Annotated in this window: 13 protein-coding genes and 1 pseudogene; 9 read left to right on the top strand and 5 right to left on the bottom strand. The window is 58.4% G+C overall.

Features of this window, described 5'->3' with window-relative positions:
- Positions 1-227 precede the first annotated feature (227 nt).
- Positions 228-1,652: a cytochrome ubiquinol oxidase subunit I gene (locus PhaeoP97_RS09700; RefSeq protein ID WP_072504895.1), complete on the top strand. Its 1,425-nt coding sequence runs from the start codon at positions 228-230 to the stop codon at positions 1,650-1,652.
- Positions 1,653-1,666: 14 nt separating this feature from the next.
- Complete coding sequence (gene cydB, locus PhaeoP97_RS09695; protein WP_072504894.1) at positions 1,667-2,671, top strand: cytochrome d ubiquinol oxidase subunit II; 1,005 nt, start codon at positions 1,667-1,669, stop codon at positions 2,669-2,671.
- A gap of 426 nt (positions 2,672-3,097) precedes the next feature.
- Here the strand turns inward: cydB and PhaeoP97_RS09690 are convergent, their stop codons facing one another.
- Positions 3,098-3,712, bottom strand: coding sequence for a response regulator transcription factor (locus PhaeoP97_RS09690; protein WP_072504893.1), 615 nt, complete (start codon positions 3,710-3,712; stop codon positions 3,098-3,100).
- A gap of 339 nt (positions 3,713-4,051) precedes the next feature.
- On the opposite strand from PhaeoP97_RS09690, the gene PhaeoP97_RS09685 reads away from it, so the two are divergent.
- A complete protein-coding gene (locus tag PhaeoP97_RS09685; RefSeq protein ID WP_072504892.1) occupies positions 4,052-4,576 on the top strand; it encodes a putative pterin-binding protein in 525 nt (174 codons plus the stop codon).
- A gap of 26 nt (positions 4,577-4,602) precedes the next feature.
- Positions 4,603-7,275, top strand: a complete 2,673-nt coding sequence (locus PhaeoP97_RS09680) for a hybrid sensor histidine kinase/response regulator (protein ID WP_072504891.1) — start codon at positions 4,603-4,605, stop codon at positions 7,273-7,275.
- Positions 7,276-7,401: 126 nt separating this feature from the next.
- Here PhaeoP97_RS09680 and PhaeoP97_RS09675 read toward each other — a convergent pair whose 3' ends face one another.
- The gene (locus PhaeoP97_RS09675) at positions 7,402-7,575 is read right to left on the bottom strand and encodes a DUF1328 domain-containing protein (protein WP_072504890.1); all 174 of its coding nucleotides are present in this window, start codon (positions 7,573-7,575) and stop codon (positions 7,402-7,404) included.
- A gap of 20 nt (positions 7,576-7,595) precedes the next feature.
- Positions 7,596-8,063 carry a hypothetical protein gene (locus PhaeoP97_RS09670; protein ID WP_237028921.1) on the bottom strand — a complete coding sequence of 156 codons (468 nt, stop codon included), beginning with the start codon at positions 8,061-8,063 and terminating at the stop codon, positions 7,596-7,598.
- Positions 8,064-8,150: 87 nt separating this feature from the next.
- Here PhaeoP97_RS09670 and PhaeoP97_RS09665 point away from each other — a divergent pair, with 87 nt between their 5' ends.
- Positions 8,151-8,882 carry a Crp/Fnr family transcriptional regulator gene (locus PhaeoP97_RS09665; RefSeq protein ID WP_072504889.1) on the top strand — a complete coding sequence of 244 codons (732 nt, stop codon included), beginning with the start codon at positions 8,151-8,153 and terminating at the stop codon, positions 8,880-8,882.
- Positions 8,883-9,061: 179 nt separating this feature from the next.
- Here the strand turns inward: PhaeoP97_RS09665 and PhaeoP97_RS09660 are convergent.
- Positions 9,062-9,727 (bottom strand): annotated as a pseudogene (locus tag PhaeoP97_RS09660) (transposase).
- A gap of 451 nt (positions 9,728-10,178) precedes the next feature.
- On the opposite strand from PhaeoP97_RS09660, the gene dusA reads away from it, so the two are divergent.
- The 4 genes from dusA to PhaeoP97_RS09640 all read left to right on the top strand — a co-directional run bounded on the left by dusA (position 10,179) and on the right by PhaeoP97_RS09640 (position 13,803).
- On the top strand, positions 10,179-11,201 hold the full coding sequence (gene dusA / locus PhaeoP97_RS09655) for a tRNA dihydrouridine(20/20a) synthase DusA (protein WP_072504888.1): 1,023 nt from the start codon (positions 10,179-10,181) through the stop codon (positions 11,199-11,201).
- A gap of 213 nt (positions 11,202-11,414) precedes the next feature.
- Positions 11,415-12,281 carry a sulfite exporter TauE/SafE family protein gene (locus tag PhaeoP97_RS09650; RefSeq protein WP_072504887.1) on the top strand — a complete coding sequence of 289 codons (867 nt, stop codon included), beginning with the start codon at positions 11,415-11,417 and terminating at the stop codon, positions 12,279-12,281.
- A 25-nt stretch (positions 12,282-12,306) separates the two neighbouring features.
- A complete protein-coding gene (locus PhaeoP97_RS09645; RefSeq protein ID WP_072504886.1) occupies positions 12,307-13,098 on the top strand; it encodes a hypothetical protein in 792 nt (263 codons plus the stop codon).
- A gap of 39 nt (positions 13,099-13,137) precedes the next feature.
- Positions 13,138-13,803, top strand: a complete 666-nt coding sequence (locus PhaeoP97_RS09640; RefSeq protein WP_072504885.1) for an HNH endonuclease — start codon at positions 13,138-13,140, stop codon at positions 13,801-13,803.
- A gap of 190 nt (positions 13,804-13,993) precedes the next feature.
- On the opposite strand, the gene PhaeoP97_RS09635 is transcribed toward PhaeoP97_RS09640, so the two are convergent.
- On the bottom strand, positions 13,994-14,227 hold the full coding sequence (locus tag PhaeoP97_RS09635) for a DUF1289 domain-containing protein (protein WP_072504884.1): 234 nt from the start codon (positions 14,225-14,227) through the stop codon (positions 13,994-13,996).
- Position 14,228 lies beyond the last annotated feature (1 nt).

Genomic DNA, 14,228 nt, shown 5'->3' with positions numbered 1-14,228 from the left:
TCGAACAAGGGCCAAGGCCCCGGAACGAGGGATGCAGTGGCTTTTTCTGGTGCCTTCAGTTTGCAATGCTGGTCAGGAAACCTGAGACCTGTCGCCGCGCTGCGGCTTTCTGCCACCTGCAATTCTGTCGCCCAGTATTAGCTTTGTCTCACACAAGGTGCCGCGTCACTGCTGGATGCAGGTTCACCCGACAAGGACGGCACGGGATTCAAAGAAAGAGACCAGACATGTTCGATGGGCAGACAGCCGAGACATTGGCACGAATGCAATTTGCGTTCACCGTCTCGTTTCACATCATCTTCCCGGCATTTTCCATCGGCTTGGCCAGCTATCTGGCGGTGCTGAATGCACAATGGCTGCGCACCGGGGATGAAACTTACTACACCTTGTTTGAGTACTGGAAAAAGATCTTCGCGGTCGCTTTTGGCATGGGGGTCGTCTCCGGCATCGTGATGTCCTACCAGTTTGGCACCAATTGGTCGGTGTTCTCGGATAAGACCGGCCCGGTGCTGGGTCCGTTGATGGCCTATGAGGTGCTGTCTGCGTTTTTCCTTGAGGCCGGGTTTCTCGGTATCATGCTGTTTGGCCGCGCTCGTGTCGGGGACAGGCTGCATATGTTCGCCACCGCCATGGTCGCCTTTGGCACGCTGATGTCGGCCACATGGATCCTGAGCGTGAACAGCTGGATGCAGACGCCTGCTGGCTACAGCATCAACGAGGTCGGTCAGTTTGTCCCGGAGGACTGGTGGCAGATCGTCTTTAATCCCTCTTTCCCTTATCGCCTGGTGCATATGGTGCTCGCGGCCTTCCTCACCACTGCGCTGGTGGTGGGGGGTGTCGGCGCATTGCACTTGCTGCGCGACAAAACCGATGCAGCTGCGCGGCGGATATTCTCCATGGCGATGTGGATGCTGGTGCTGGTTGCCCCCATGCAGATTTTCGCAGGCGATATGCACGGGCTGAACACGCTGGAACATCAACCGGCCAAGGTGATGGCGATGGAAGGTCACTATGACAGCCATCCCGAGGGCGCCCCGCTGATCCTGTTTGGCCTGCCCAATGCCGAGACGAAGTCCATCGACTACGCCATTCAGATCCCCAAACTGTCCAGCCTGATCCTGAAGCATGATCTGAATGCCCCGCTGGCCGGGCTGGACACCATCCCAGACGCGGATGAGCCGCCTGTGGCCATCGTATTCTGGAGCTTTCGGGTGATGGTTGGTCTTGGCTTTGCGATGGCGGGTCTTGGGCTCTGGTCGCTCTGGTGGCGTCTGCGCGGGCGGCTACATGACAGTCGCTGGCTGCACCGCGCCTCGATTGTGATGGGGCCGATGGGGTTCGTTGCGGTTCTGGCCGGTTGGATCACCACAGAGGTCGGGCGCCAGCCGTTCACGGTCTATGGTCTGCTGCGCACCTCTGACAGTCTGGCGCCCGTGTCGGCACCTGCGGTTGCCGCCTCCCTCACCGCGTTTGTGATTGTCTACTTCTTCATCTTCGGGGCTGGAACCTTCTACATCCTGCGCATGATGAACAAGGCACCGGCGACCCGCAATCTTGGCCTGCGTGACGGGCCAGTGCGGGCGGCGGGGATCACCCCGGCGCAGCAGGTCGACCGAGACATCACCGATGATCCCACCCCGCAAGGCAACTGACAGAGGTCCTTACTATGTTGTTTGATCTATCCTTCATCTGGGCCGGGATCATCGCCTTTGCGGTGCTGACCTATGTTGTCCTCGACGGGTTCGACCTTGGCGTCGGCATCCTGTTCCCCTTCGCCACCTCAGAGCGCGACCGTGCCACCATGATGAACTCAATTGCGCCGGTCTGGGATGGCAATGAGACTTGGCTGGTCCTTGGCGGCGGTGGGCTGTTCGCGGTCTTTCCGTTGGCCTATGCGGTGATTATGCCCGCGCTCTATATGCCCATCACATTGATGTTGCTGGCGCTGGTGTTTCGCGGTGTGGCCTTTGAATACCGCTGGCGCACCACCCGCTGGCGTGGCGTCTGGGACAGCGCGTTCTTCGGCGGTTCCGTGGTGGCCGCCACCATGCAGGGCATCGCGCTGGGCGCGCTGGTGCAGGGGGTCGAGATTGAAGGCCGCGCCTACGCAGGTGGCTGGTGGGACTGGCTGACGCTGTTCTCGGTTCTCACCGGGCTGGCGGTGTTGACCGGCTATGCGCTGCTGGGCGCGACCTGGCTCAATATGAAGACCGAAGGCGAGCTGCAATGCCAGATGCGCGGCTACGCCCGCTGGCTTGGGGCAGGAACGCTGGCCGCTATTGGGCTGGTCAGCCTGCTGACACCGTTTCAGGACCCGGAGTATTTCCGCCGCTGGTTTAACCTGCCCGGCAGCCTGTTCAGCCTATTGGTGCCAGGACTGGTTGCGCTGTGTAGCTACGCGCTGTTTCAGGGGCTGAAAGGAACACGAGACGCGCAGCCATTCCTCGCAGCACTTGGGCTGTTTGTCCTCAGCTTCATCGGGATTGGTATCAGTTTCTACCCGTTTATCGTACCACCGGGTCTGACCATCGCCGAGGCTGCCGCGCCGGATGAAAGCCTGATGTTCACACTGGTCGGCGCAGCGGTGCTGGTGCCGCTTATCCTGGGCTATACCGCTTATGCCTATTGGGTGTTTCGCGGCAAGATTAACCCGGAGGAGGGCTACCACTGATGCAGGGAAAGCCCGAGAAGACACCCCCAGACAGCCAGATACCGCTGCTGCCTGCACCGGGCGCGGAAAACTCAGCCGCTAGGCTGCTGTGGTTTGCGGCGATTTGGATTGCCAGCGTCGGGGTCTTGGCCTGCGTCGCCTACGTCATCCGTTGGGCCGTGATGCCATGATTGGGTGCGCCAGCGCGGTCTGATGGAGCGACTGATACTTGACGGGAGTTGGTCACGTCGACACGGGACACCATGAGGCAGGCCGGGTGCCAACCCGCAGGGCGGCACTTAAGACCCCTGCGCACAGGGAATGCAGTGTACCACGCCGCCCAAAACCGGAGCTGTCATCCAGACCAGCACCCGGCAAACAAAACGCGCGCTCAACAATGCTTGGGCGCGCGATTTTTTTGAGTGGTCGGAGAATTCCACGCAGCTGCTAAAACAGGCCTGCCTCTTTCGCCGTCAGCGCGGCCTGCGTACGGTTCTTGGCCTCCAGTTTGCGACAAAGTGTTCGCACATGCAGCTTAATGGTCACCTCTTGCAATCCCAGCTCGCGCGCAATCTCCTTGTTCGACTGGCCACGACACAGACCCTCCAAAACCTCTATTTCGCGGGGGCTCAGCTTGTCGGCAAGCGGGTGGGCAGGTGTCTCTGCCTCCTTGCGCATCAGCTCAACCGGGACATAGATTTCACCCGCGCTCATGAACCGCACGGCATTCAACAGCGACTGGGCGCCCATGGTTTTCGGGATGAAACCAATGGCCCCGGCATCCAGCGCGTCCTGGGCCGTACGGTTGGGCGCGCTTCCTGAGATGATCGCAACGCCCTTGCCACCATTGGCCTTCAGCGCGGAGCCAAGCCCGTCCAGCCCCTGCATTCCGGGCATGTTGTAGTCAAGAAGGACCAGATCATATGGGCCGTTCTCTTCGATCTCGCTCAAGGCGCCGGGCAAATCAATCGTAGATGTGACGGCTGCCCCGCCTTCTGATTTCAGATAGGCCGAGATCGTTTCGCGTACCATGTCATGATCGTCTGCCAATAGAATACGCATGTATCCTCCTGCTAAGTACCGGCTTTAGCCTGCAGTATAGGCTTAAATTTGTTTACGAATTCTCAACATCGTGAGGTCAGCGGGTCTCTGGGCTAAATGTACAAATATCTGTTCGCCATTTTGTCGGTGCAGTGCGTGGCGGGCACGTTAAATCGACATTGGTTGTCAAAAAAATCCGGGTCTGGTTACGATTCCTATACCAAAGAATAGCAGTCTATCCGCAGGAACAGATGCCCGATGCAGACATTTATGACAGGCTTAGGTCAGATTAAAGGATGTGCATCGCGGCAAGATCAGGAACCTGACTTACCGCATGGCACGGGCAAAAGGATACAAATTATGAGACACTGGTATCTCCATATCGTTGCACTGGTTGCAGCCGTCACGTTGCTTTGCGGTGTTGCGCCCACTGTCGCGCTGGCTGCGCAGTCGGACGAGGCAGTTTTGACGGTGGCGGTTACATCACCCGGCGACGACGGTGCGCTGCGTCATGAATTTTCGATTGAGGATCTGCGCACATTGCCGGTCGCGCAATTTGATACTCGGACTATATGGACCTCTGGTGAACAGGAATTCACCGGCGTCAGCCTCGCGGCTCTTCTGGCCCATGTCGGGGTCACAGACGCGCAGAACGGGATTGTCGTGGCGCGCGCCATCAATGACTATGCCGTTGAAATCCCAGTCGCCGATGCGATCAGCGGTGGACCGATGGTGGCCTATGAACGAAATGGGTCATCAATGTCAGTGCGCGACAAGGGCCCTTTGTGGATTGTCTATCCCTACGACAGCGATCCGACATATCGTACCGAAGCTGTCTATTCCCGCAGCATCTGGCAGCTTGAGGAGATCACTGTAGGCCAATGATCCGCATAGCACAGAGCATGTATTAGGTGCGGTTACGGGAAAATCCCCTGCTGTCGCGCAGCGTTCTTATCACCGTGGGTTTGGTTCTCGCCTTACTCGCGGTGCAATCCGTTCGGCTGGGGCGTGAGGTGCTTTTGCGACTGGATGGGCTGTCGACTGCTGCCACTGACAGCTTGCAATGGACATTGTCACAGGCCGAGATTGAGCATCTGAAACTGGAAAACGCGGTGCTTTCTGCGCGCAGTGACGAGGATCTATCGCAGATTCGTCGTAAATTTGATATTCTCTACAGCCGTATCGCCACCATTCGCGAAAGCCGGACATTCAAACCTGTGCGCGATGTCGCCGAGAATGCCGATAGTCTACAGCGCGTCATCGGGCGGATCGAGACACTGATCACATATATTGATGGCCCCGAAGAAGCGTTGATGTTCGGCCTTCCCAGGGTGACGGAGATTCTGACGGAAAACCGGGGCGATCTGCGCAAGCTTGCCCTATCGGGATTGAGCGAACATGCGCGCACCACAGAGGAAAAGCGCCTCAACCTCTTTGCGATCCTGTCGCGTCTTGCCTGGGTGGTTCTTGCGCTATGTGTGGCATTGGGGTTGACGGCGCTAATGATGGGGCGGCTCTACCAACGCGGAAAGCGGCTGGCGGAACGCACCCGGTTTGCTGTCAGCCGAATGCGCGCGATGATCACCTCGTCGTTGGACGCCATTCTGGTGGTTGGTGACGACGGGCGCATCCAGGAATTCAATGGCGCGGCAGAGGCTATTTTTGGCTATTCTCGTGCCGAAGCAACGGGTGCAGAAATGGCGGAGCTGATCGTGCCCGAGCATCTGCGCGTGGCCCATGAACAGGGCATGCAATCCTATCTTTCTGGCGGCGAGGCACGCGTCATCGGCCAGGGGCGTGTCCAGCTAGAGGCGATGCGCAAATCCGGTGAGGTGTTTCCGGTGGAATTGTCAATCACGGCTAGCAACTCGGCCGAGGAAACCGTCTTTGTCAGCTACTTGCGGGATATCTCTGACCGTATCGCCGCAGAAGAGGACTTGCGGCACGCCAGAGATGAAGCCTTGGCAGGAGAGCGTGCAAAGGCAGATCTGCTCACCGTCATGAGCCATGAAATGCGCACCCCGCTTACCGGAATTCTGGGCGCGATTGAGCTGATGGAAGACACGTCGATCACAGCGATCCAAAAATCTTATCTGGAGGCGATGCGTCATTCCGGTGACCGGCTGATGGACCACGTTAACGATGTGCTGCAATTGTCGCATCTGGAAACTGGTGTCGAACATGAGCACCAACGGATCTTCAACCTTGCCGATCTTGCGCAGGAATTGGTCGATTCACATCAGGGTGACGCCCGCCGGGGGCGCAACGAGCTCAGCCTGCATTGCAATCTTGGCCCGTCGGACGACGTGCTTGGTCGGCCGGTTGCGCTGCAACAGGTCTTGGTCAACCTGATTGAAAACGCGTTGCAGTTCACCTCCGACGGGGCGGTCTCAATTGACGTACAACGGCTGGGGGACAGCGATACCGTCGAATTCAGCATCGCCGACACCGGCGCGGGCATCGCCGATACAGATCTTGAGCGCATTTTTGAGGATTTTATCCGCCTTGACGCCAGCTATGCGCGCCGCAGCGAAGGCACCGGGCTGGGCCTTGCCATAACACGGCGCATTGTGGTGTCGATGGGGGGCGAGATCACCTGTGAAAGCGAATTGGGAGAGGGGAGCTTGTTCACGATATCGCTGGCACTGCCCGCGTCACATTCGGCGAAACAGTCGGGGACAGCTTCGGGTGCCCCCAACATCAGCGATACACCAAAGCCCGTTGCGCCCTTCGCGGCGGCCGCCGGCGGACCAGAACCCGTGACACCGTCCGAAACAGCCGCATTCAGAATCCTGGTTGTGGAAGACAATGAGGTCAATCGGATCCTTGTCGAACGCGTGCTGACCAGTCTCGGTTACGAGGTGGTCCTTGCATCGGGCGGTGCAGAAGGTGTCGAAGCGGCGCGGCAGGGGGCGTTCGATCTAATTTTCATGGATGTCAGCATGCCAGAGGTTGACGGCCTGGAGGCCACCCGTCGTATACGTCAACAGAAACTCGCTGAAGGTATTGATATCGTGGCACTCACTGCGCATGTCGCCAGTCGCGATCACGCAAGAATTCTGGATGCGGGGCTGGCAGAGGTGGTGACGAAGCCGGTGAAGAAATCAACCTTGCAAGAGGTGATCACGCGCCGTGCCAATTCGCGAAAGGTTGATCAGCCACTCATCGCAGCGCCGCCGTATACGACCATCGAAACGGTCACATCCACCACACCGTCCGCCCAATCGGGGGCCAACGAGAGTACCGGTCCGCAATTCAACGGCTCTGGCGAAGATGCCTCTGATATCGCGCAATTCTTCAATGCACTTGGTGCCGAACGCGGTGCGACGTTCTTACAATTATATCGCGACGAGATGCAGCGTTTGATCGACAGTCTGGACCAGGCCCGCGAATTGGCCCAGCCCCTGCGGGAAGAGGCGCATCGCCTTGCTGGTTCAGCGGCAGTTCTGGGCTTTCACGATTTGCGAACGATACTGCTGGATATTGAACATGCTGAAGCCGATGATGTACCGGATCTGGCCCGGTTGGGCGAGATTTGGCAGCAGGCTGACATCCGCATCCGCCAACACCTGCCGCGGCAATAGCAGAGTTTTGATCAGCCCTGATCGAGCCTGATCGGTGCGACCAAAGATCCGCCATCCGATCATAATCCACGATGCCGGTCATAGCGCAATATGCCATTGGCGGACCAGATCTGGACCAGTTTTACATTACACCGGCGGTTTGCCTTTCAGGGCACGCATCACCATGGCGATGACAAATAGAACCAGGAAAATAATGAAGAGGATCTTTGCTATCCCGGCTGAGGCCCCGGCGATCCCACCAAATCCAAGCAATGCAGCAACCAGTGCTACAACCAGAAACGTAATTGCCCAACCAAGCATATTCTCACTCCTTCAAAAAGTTAGTCCACGACCCGCAGACAAGAGATAAACGTGCGATCGCCGGTATTGTTCCCAAGTGCTGCGTCTGGGGCTGTCTGTCGTGGCTGCAACCAGCTTTTGATCATTGAGGTTGAAAACGGGCGGCACAGCACGGGCCAAGGGTATTTTCCAATCTCCTCCGCCTCAAGCTCGGCCTCCGCCGTTGCGCCCAGCAGCACCAATTGACCACTGCGTGCCGCAATGATCTTATCCAGCTGCATCTGGTGGACCAGCGTTTTTCCGGCTTCGGCAAAGACGGCGGTCAGCGTGCCATAGCGACAGATATCCGTCAGCGCCGACTTGATTGTAGGATGACAGATCACCTGCGCGTCGGGATCGGTATCAAATACGGTGTCAGAGATATCGCAACTGGTCAGATAGTCCCGTGACGCGATGATATAGACGGGATGGTCAGCCGCAGAGGTGTTGACCGGCAGGTCGTCTTGCATGTGGTGTCAGCCTTTTGTTTCGTGCACTTTGCGCCGAATAGAGATAGTTTGCATTAATCTACGACATATCGTTCAGGGGATGAGCTATTGCCGACCACAGATTGCCAGAATTGCCCCTTGCGAAACCGCGAGATATTCAACGCGATGACCGCAGAGGAACTGACGTTCACCCAAGGGTTCAAAACGGGCGAACTGGTGGTGGATCCCGGCACGACCATTTTGCTGGAGGGATCAAACAGCCCACAGATCTACACTGTGCTCAAGGGAATGGGGACACGCTATACCACCCTTGAAAACGGACGAAGACAGGTGATAAATTTTGTTTTTCCAGGGGATTTCATAGGCTTGCAAGCCAGTCTGATGGGTGAAATGAAACATTCGGTTGACGCCACAACCAGTATGACGCTGTGTGTATTTCGTCGGTCTGAAACATTTCGCCTTTTTGAACAGAACCCGGCGCGGGCGTATGACCTGACTTGGATTTCCGCGGTGGAGGAGCATTTCCTGGGTGAAACCATCGCGTCACTTGGCCAGCGTGACGCGTCGCAGCGGATCGCTTGGGCATTGGTGCGAATCTATCTAAGGTTGCGTGCAGTTGGGCTGGAGGTTGGCAACACCGTGCCGCTTGCCTATCGACAGCAGGATCTGGCTGACGCATTGGGTCTTTCGCTGGTTCACACCAACAAACGTCTGAAGGCGTTGCGCGATGCGGGGCTCTCGGAATGGCAGAACGGGGTCCTGACCATTATGGATCTAAAGGCGCTGGCCGATCTCGCGCTGGTCGATATTGAAAAGCCCGAGCACCGCCCGCTGATCTGATGGCAGCCAAAACAACCGAACTGTGAACTGTGATCTCACCGATGTGCTGCGGCAACAGCACCATGGGCGGTGTCTCTGGTTGCCAAGTTTGATTGTGCGCCACCTCTGATTGTGGGGGCGGCGCGCGGCATTTTTGCAGAACTGGCTGTTGAGGCTGTCTCCCGCTTTCCCCTCCGAACTTAGGCGACGCGGATGATCTCGGCGGTGCCGCGTGGGTTGAAGCGGTTGATGCGTGCGATGCGGATGTGGATTTCGCCGGTTTGGCGGTCGGGGTCTCTTGCGGCACTGCGCTCGCCGAATGCCTTTAAGCATCGCCGAGAGAGGCGATCACGGTGCCGATGTCTTCGCCCTTGGGGACCTGACCCAACAAGTCCGGTAAGACCGGGCAGTGATTGGCGCGCCCCTGAACGCCGTGCTTGCGGGCCTGCCACTCACCATCGCCAAGGAACTTGATCCCAGTGCCATCCACTGCCCGGCAGGGCATCACACAGTGATGTCCCGAGAGGGGGCAAGCAGGTTCAGCGGCCCACCGGCGCGGCGATATGGGATCTGGACGGCCAGCGTAGAGAAATATGGAACAGGCCAGTCCAGACCCGCCAGGTGCAAAAGGCTGGTGACCCTCCCGACGGTCTGCCGGAGGGGCAGCTTGAACAGAACCTTGATCGACAGGCAAACTGGATCGCCGCATCCGAGAAGACCGCAGGGCGGCCGGGGCTGCCATCCTGCGGCACGAGCCAGATCATCTCGTTGTCCAACCAGATCAGAAGCGACCCGCGCTTTCTGAGCGCATCGTTCTAGCTGGACCAATGCGCCGTACGGTAGCGGCCAAGTGCGGGCATGTTCATCTGCCCTGTCTAGCCGCATGGATTCGTGTTGTGAATCCTTAGCACTCAGAGTGCTGCAACAACGCCATCAGAACCACAATGAAAGACGCGCCAAAATCCAGTCGTTGAAAATAGCTCAGCATTTGAGATTTTTATTTTCCAAAACCTTCAGGGGAAGCGTCGATGTAATCGTTTATGCAATCGGCAACGCTTTTGCGTGCCTTTGCGTTCACGGCGCGCCAATCCTTCCGGTTTTTTCGGAAGCGGGTTTGATTGGGTTTGAATCCCAAACCGGGGGCGATCGGGCTGAATGGGGGAAAACCGATGGGATAGGGTGGTTGCTCGGCAGCGCATGATTTGGAGTGCTGGAACTCAGGCGGAAAAAAGTGCTACACGGCGCCGTCGGTGCTACATTCTGTAGCCCTGCACTCAAAACAGGCTAAATCGGACCGAAACGGGGAAACCGCGCAAAATGGCGAATCCAAAAAACCAAGAAAAATCAGGGTTTTCCGACGTACGGCGGGCTGCCCGCCTGTCCGTTGCCCCCATGATGGATTGGACCGATCGCCATTGCCGCTATCTGCACCGGCTGCTGAGCAAAGAGGCGCTGCTTTACACTGAGATGGTAACATCGCCTGCCTTGGTGCGGGGCGGGGCTATGCATTTACTCGACCATTCCCCGCAGGAGCATCCTGTGGCTTTGCAGCTTGGTGGATCGGACCCGGTTGAGCTGGCGCAGGCTGCACGGTTTGGCGCCGAGGCGGGCTATGATGAGATCAACCTCAACTGCGGTTGCCCCAGTGACCGGGTGCAGTCGGGGGCCTTTGGCGCGGTGCTGATGAAATCACCGGATCTGGTGGCCGATTGCGTTGCGGCCATGCGGGCCAAGGTTGATGTCGAAGTCACCGTGAAGTGCCGCATTGGGGTGGATGATCAGGACCCGCAAGAGGTGCTGCCGGGGTTTATTTCCGCCATCGCGGCGGCAGGTTGCGAGCGGGTCACCATCCATGCTCGCAAGGCCTGGCTGAAGGGGCTCAGCCCCAAAGAAAACCGCGATATTCCGCCACTGGACTATGATATCGTGCATCAGATGAAGGCGGAGTTCCCGCAGCTGCATATCTCTCTCAACGGCGGGGTGGCCAGTCTGGATGAGGCGTTGCCGCATCTGGAGCGGGGCCTTGATGGTGTCATGATTGGCCGCGCCGCCTATCACCAGCCCAGCGATATCCTGTCACAGGCGGATCCGCTGATTTTTGGCACCGGCAGTGCTACAGATCCGGTGGCCGTTGTGGGGCAGATGCTGGGGTATATCGACGATCAGATGGTACAGGGGGCCCGGTTGCATCAGATCACCCGGCATATGCTGGGGCTGTTCGCGGGACGGCCCGGTGCGCGCAACTGGCGGCGGGTGTTGTCAGAGGGCGCAAGTCGTCCAGGGGCGGATACCCGACTGGTGGAAACTGCGCTGGAACAGGTGACGGGGATTGCGGCCTGATCATGCAGGGGCCTGCGTGTGATCTGCCGAATGGGGCCAGCCTGCGATGCCCTGCGACCACGGGTCACTGCTGCAATCGACTGAACCGTAAGAAATCCTGAGACAAATTTGCGCTCACCCTGTAGGGGAGAGATCGGACTTGCGCCCCGCACCGTCATCCACGATGGAGCCATGTCGGGCCGGAATGCCGACCGCCAATAAGGAGAGCCGCCGATGTCAGCCCTGACCACCAGTCTTGTGACCACTGCCGCCCTGCTGCCGGAGCCTGCCGTACTGGCGCAAATGGGCGGTTTGCTGATCGTGACAGGCGCGGTGGCCGGTGTTCTGGCGGGCCTGCTGGGGGTTGGCGGCGGTATTGTTCTGGTGCCTGCGTTTTTCTATGTATTTCAGACGCTGGGATATGGCGGTGATCAGCTGATGCAGATGTGTCTGGCGACCTCTCTGGCGACGATTATCGTGACCTCTCTGCGCTCGGTGATGAGCCACAATAAAAAGGGTGCAGTGGATTGGGACATCCTGCGCGGCTGGGGGCCGGGCATTGCCATTGGCGCCATCATCGGCGTCACGGTGGCGTCCTCTCTGCGCTCGACCACATTGCAGGCGCTGTTTGGTGTGCTGGCGCTGGTGATCGGGCTTTATATGGCTATTGGGCGCGCGGACTGGCGGCTGGGGCAGGAGATGCCAAAGGGTGCACGCCGCATGATCCTGTCGCCCATGGTGGGGTTTCTGTCGGTACTGATGGGCATTGGCGGCGGCAGTTTTGGCGTGCCGCTGATGAGCCTGCATGCAACCCCCATTCATCGCGCGGTGGCGACGGCGGCGGGCTTTGGGGTGATCATCGCGGTTCCGTCGGTGATTGGGTTTCTGTTCCTTCCTGTTGATCCGTCGGTGCGTCCGCCGCTCACTGTTGGGGCGGTCAATCTGGTTGCTTTTGTGGTGGTGATTGCGATGACGCTGATCACTGCCCCCTGGGGGGTCAAGCTGGCCCATGCGATGGACCCGAAACCGCTGAAGCGGGTGTTTGCGGTGTTCCTGATCCTGGTGGCGCTGAATATGCTGCGCAAGTCGCTCGGCTTTTGATTTTTGTCTTTGCTAAGGTTTTACAATGGATTGGCAGCGGTTCTTAACAAAGGGTTGGTGTGATTTTCCGGCGGATGCGGGCACGCTAGACTGGGCGCGACATGCCCATAAGGTAGGCGTTCAGGCGTTAGCGGATCCGGCGAATGCTGACTGGCTGCAATGTGAGGGGACGTGGTTCATTGGTGTGGATGCGCTGCCCAATGATACGCGTGGGCAGCTGCCCGGTGGGCCGGAGCTGGCGGGCCCCGCGCTTGATTTTATCACGGCGCATCTGGGCGGTCTGCCAGATCTGCATCGCGGGCAGGTGTCCTCGGTCTTTCCGGGCTATCCACGACCGCGCCCCGGTGAGGGGGAGGCAGCGCTGCGCTACCGGATCAAACGGGATGCGGCGCATGTGGACGGGGTGAAGATGTTCGGCGATGCCCGTCGCCGCAAGGTGGAAGAACCGCATGCCTGGGTGCTTGGCCTGCCGCTGAATGACAGCAGCGCGGATGCCTCCCCATTGGTGATCTGGGAGGGCAGCCATGTGATCATGCGCCGTGCCTTTGCAGCAGCGTTTGACGGCATCCCATCGGAGCAATGGGGCGAGGTTGATGTGACCGACGCTTATACGGCCGCCCGCAAGCAGGTGTTTGAAACCTGTCCGCGTGTCATGGTGTCAGCAAAACCGGGGGAGGCCTATCTGATGCACCGTCTTTGTCTGCACGGTGTTGCGCCTTGGGCAGAGGGTGCCAGCGCACCGGAAGAGGGCCGTATGATCGCCTATTTCCGACCTGAGATGGCGGATTGGACCAATGAGTGGCTGGCGGAGCGTTAGGCAGCTGTTGCGCAAGCGGCATACCAATAGGGGAACTGGATGACCTCACTGCGGGAATACGGCGTTGGGCGACGACATATCCAACAGGCGCTGGAGCGTTTCAAATCTCGGGATCTGGGCGGTGTTACTTATACGCCGTCAATGAATACCTTCATTCGTTGCCCAATTGCGTTTGAATTGTGGGATCTGAAGCCGGTTGTGCGTATGGCTCTACGTTTTGTGGATAGGATTATCGATCCGAATGATTTTACCTCACACCGCTATCAGAGTGAGCTTTCATCGCTTGGATTCGATATTGTCCGCTTTGATGAGAAACGGCAGCGACAGCTCGGTATGCGCGGATTTAATGTCGATGAGCTTGCCGATCCGCATCGGGTGTTCTGGTCGCCGTCGATGCTTGAGCAGCGCAATGCGCTTGCAGATTTTACCGCTGCCAAAAGCGCAAAGGCTGAGGTCAACTCTGTCACCCGTTCCGTTTTTGTACGGAATTCTGAGTTTAGTCGCAGGGTCAGGCAGGCGGCAAACGGGGTTTGTGATGCCTGCAAAAGAAAGACTTTTCAGACACAGAGTGGAGACTGGTTTCTTGAGGTCCATCATAAGACATGGCTGAGCGAAGGCGGCACTGATACGATCGAGAATATGGTTGCTCTCTGCCCCAATTGTCACCGGCAGGAACATTTTGGGTCAACCCGGAGATATTGGTGAGAAGACGTCACGTACAGCACTGAAAAAGGTCAGCAGCCCTGCCCGAATGTTTCGCGTGCGAAACAATGGGTCAGGGGTTATTCCGCATGATTATCAGAAGGTTACGATGGCGTGCGCGGCCTCTGATTGCAGAAATCGGAGCCTCTTCAGCCAGCTGTCCGTTGCCGCGCAACATCCGCCGCGCGCCGCGTTAGCTGCGTTTTAGGCGGGCGCTGCGGCCGCCGCGGCGCTTGGTCAGGTCCTTGGCGCGGTCGGGCAGGGCCTCCAGCAGCTCCGCCCGTTCATCGTTGCTCATCTTTGACCAGCGGGTGATCTCGTCGATGGAACGGTAACAACCGGTGCAGATCCGCGCCTCCGGGTGGACGACACAGATTTGGATGCAGGGCGATTGCACCTCGTCACGTTTCCAGACCTCGTCGCTCATC

The organism is Phaeobacter porticola (assembly GCF_001888185.1).
GTDB lineage: Bacteria > Pseudomonadota > Alphaproteobacteria > Rhodobacterales > Rhodobacteraceae > Phaeobacter > Phaeobacter porticola.
This window is presented reverse-complemented; position numbering and strand designations above follow the sequence as displayed.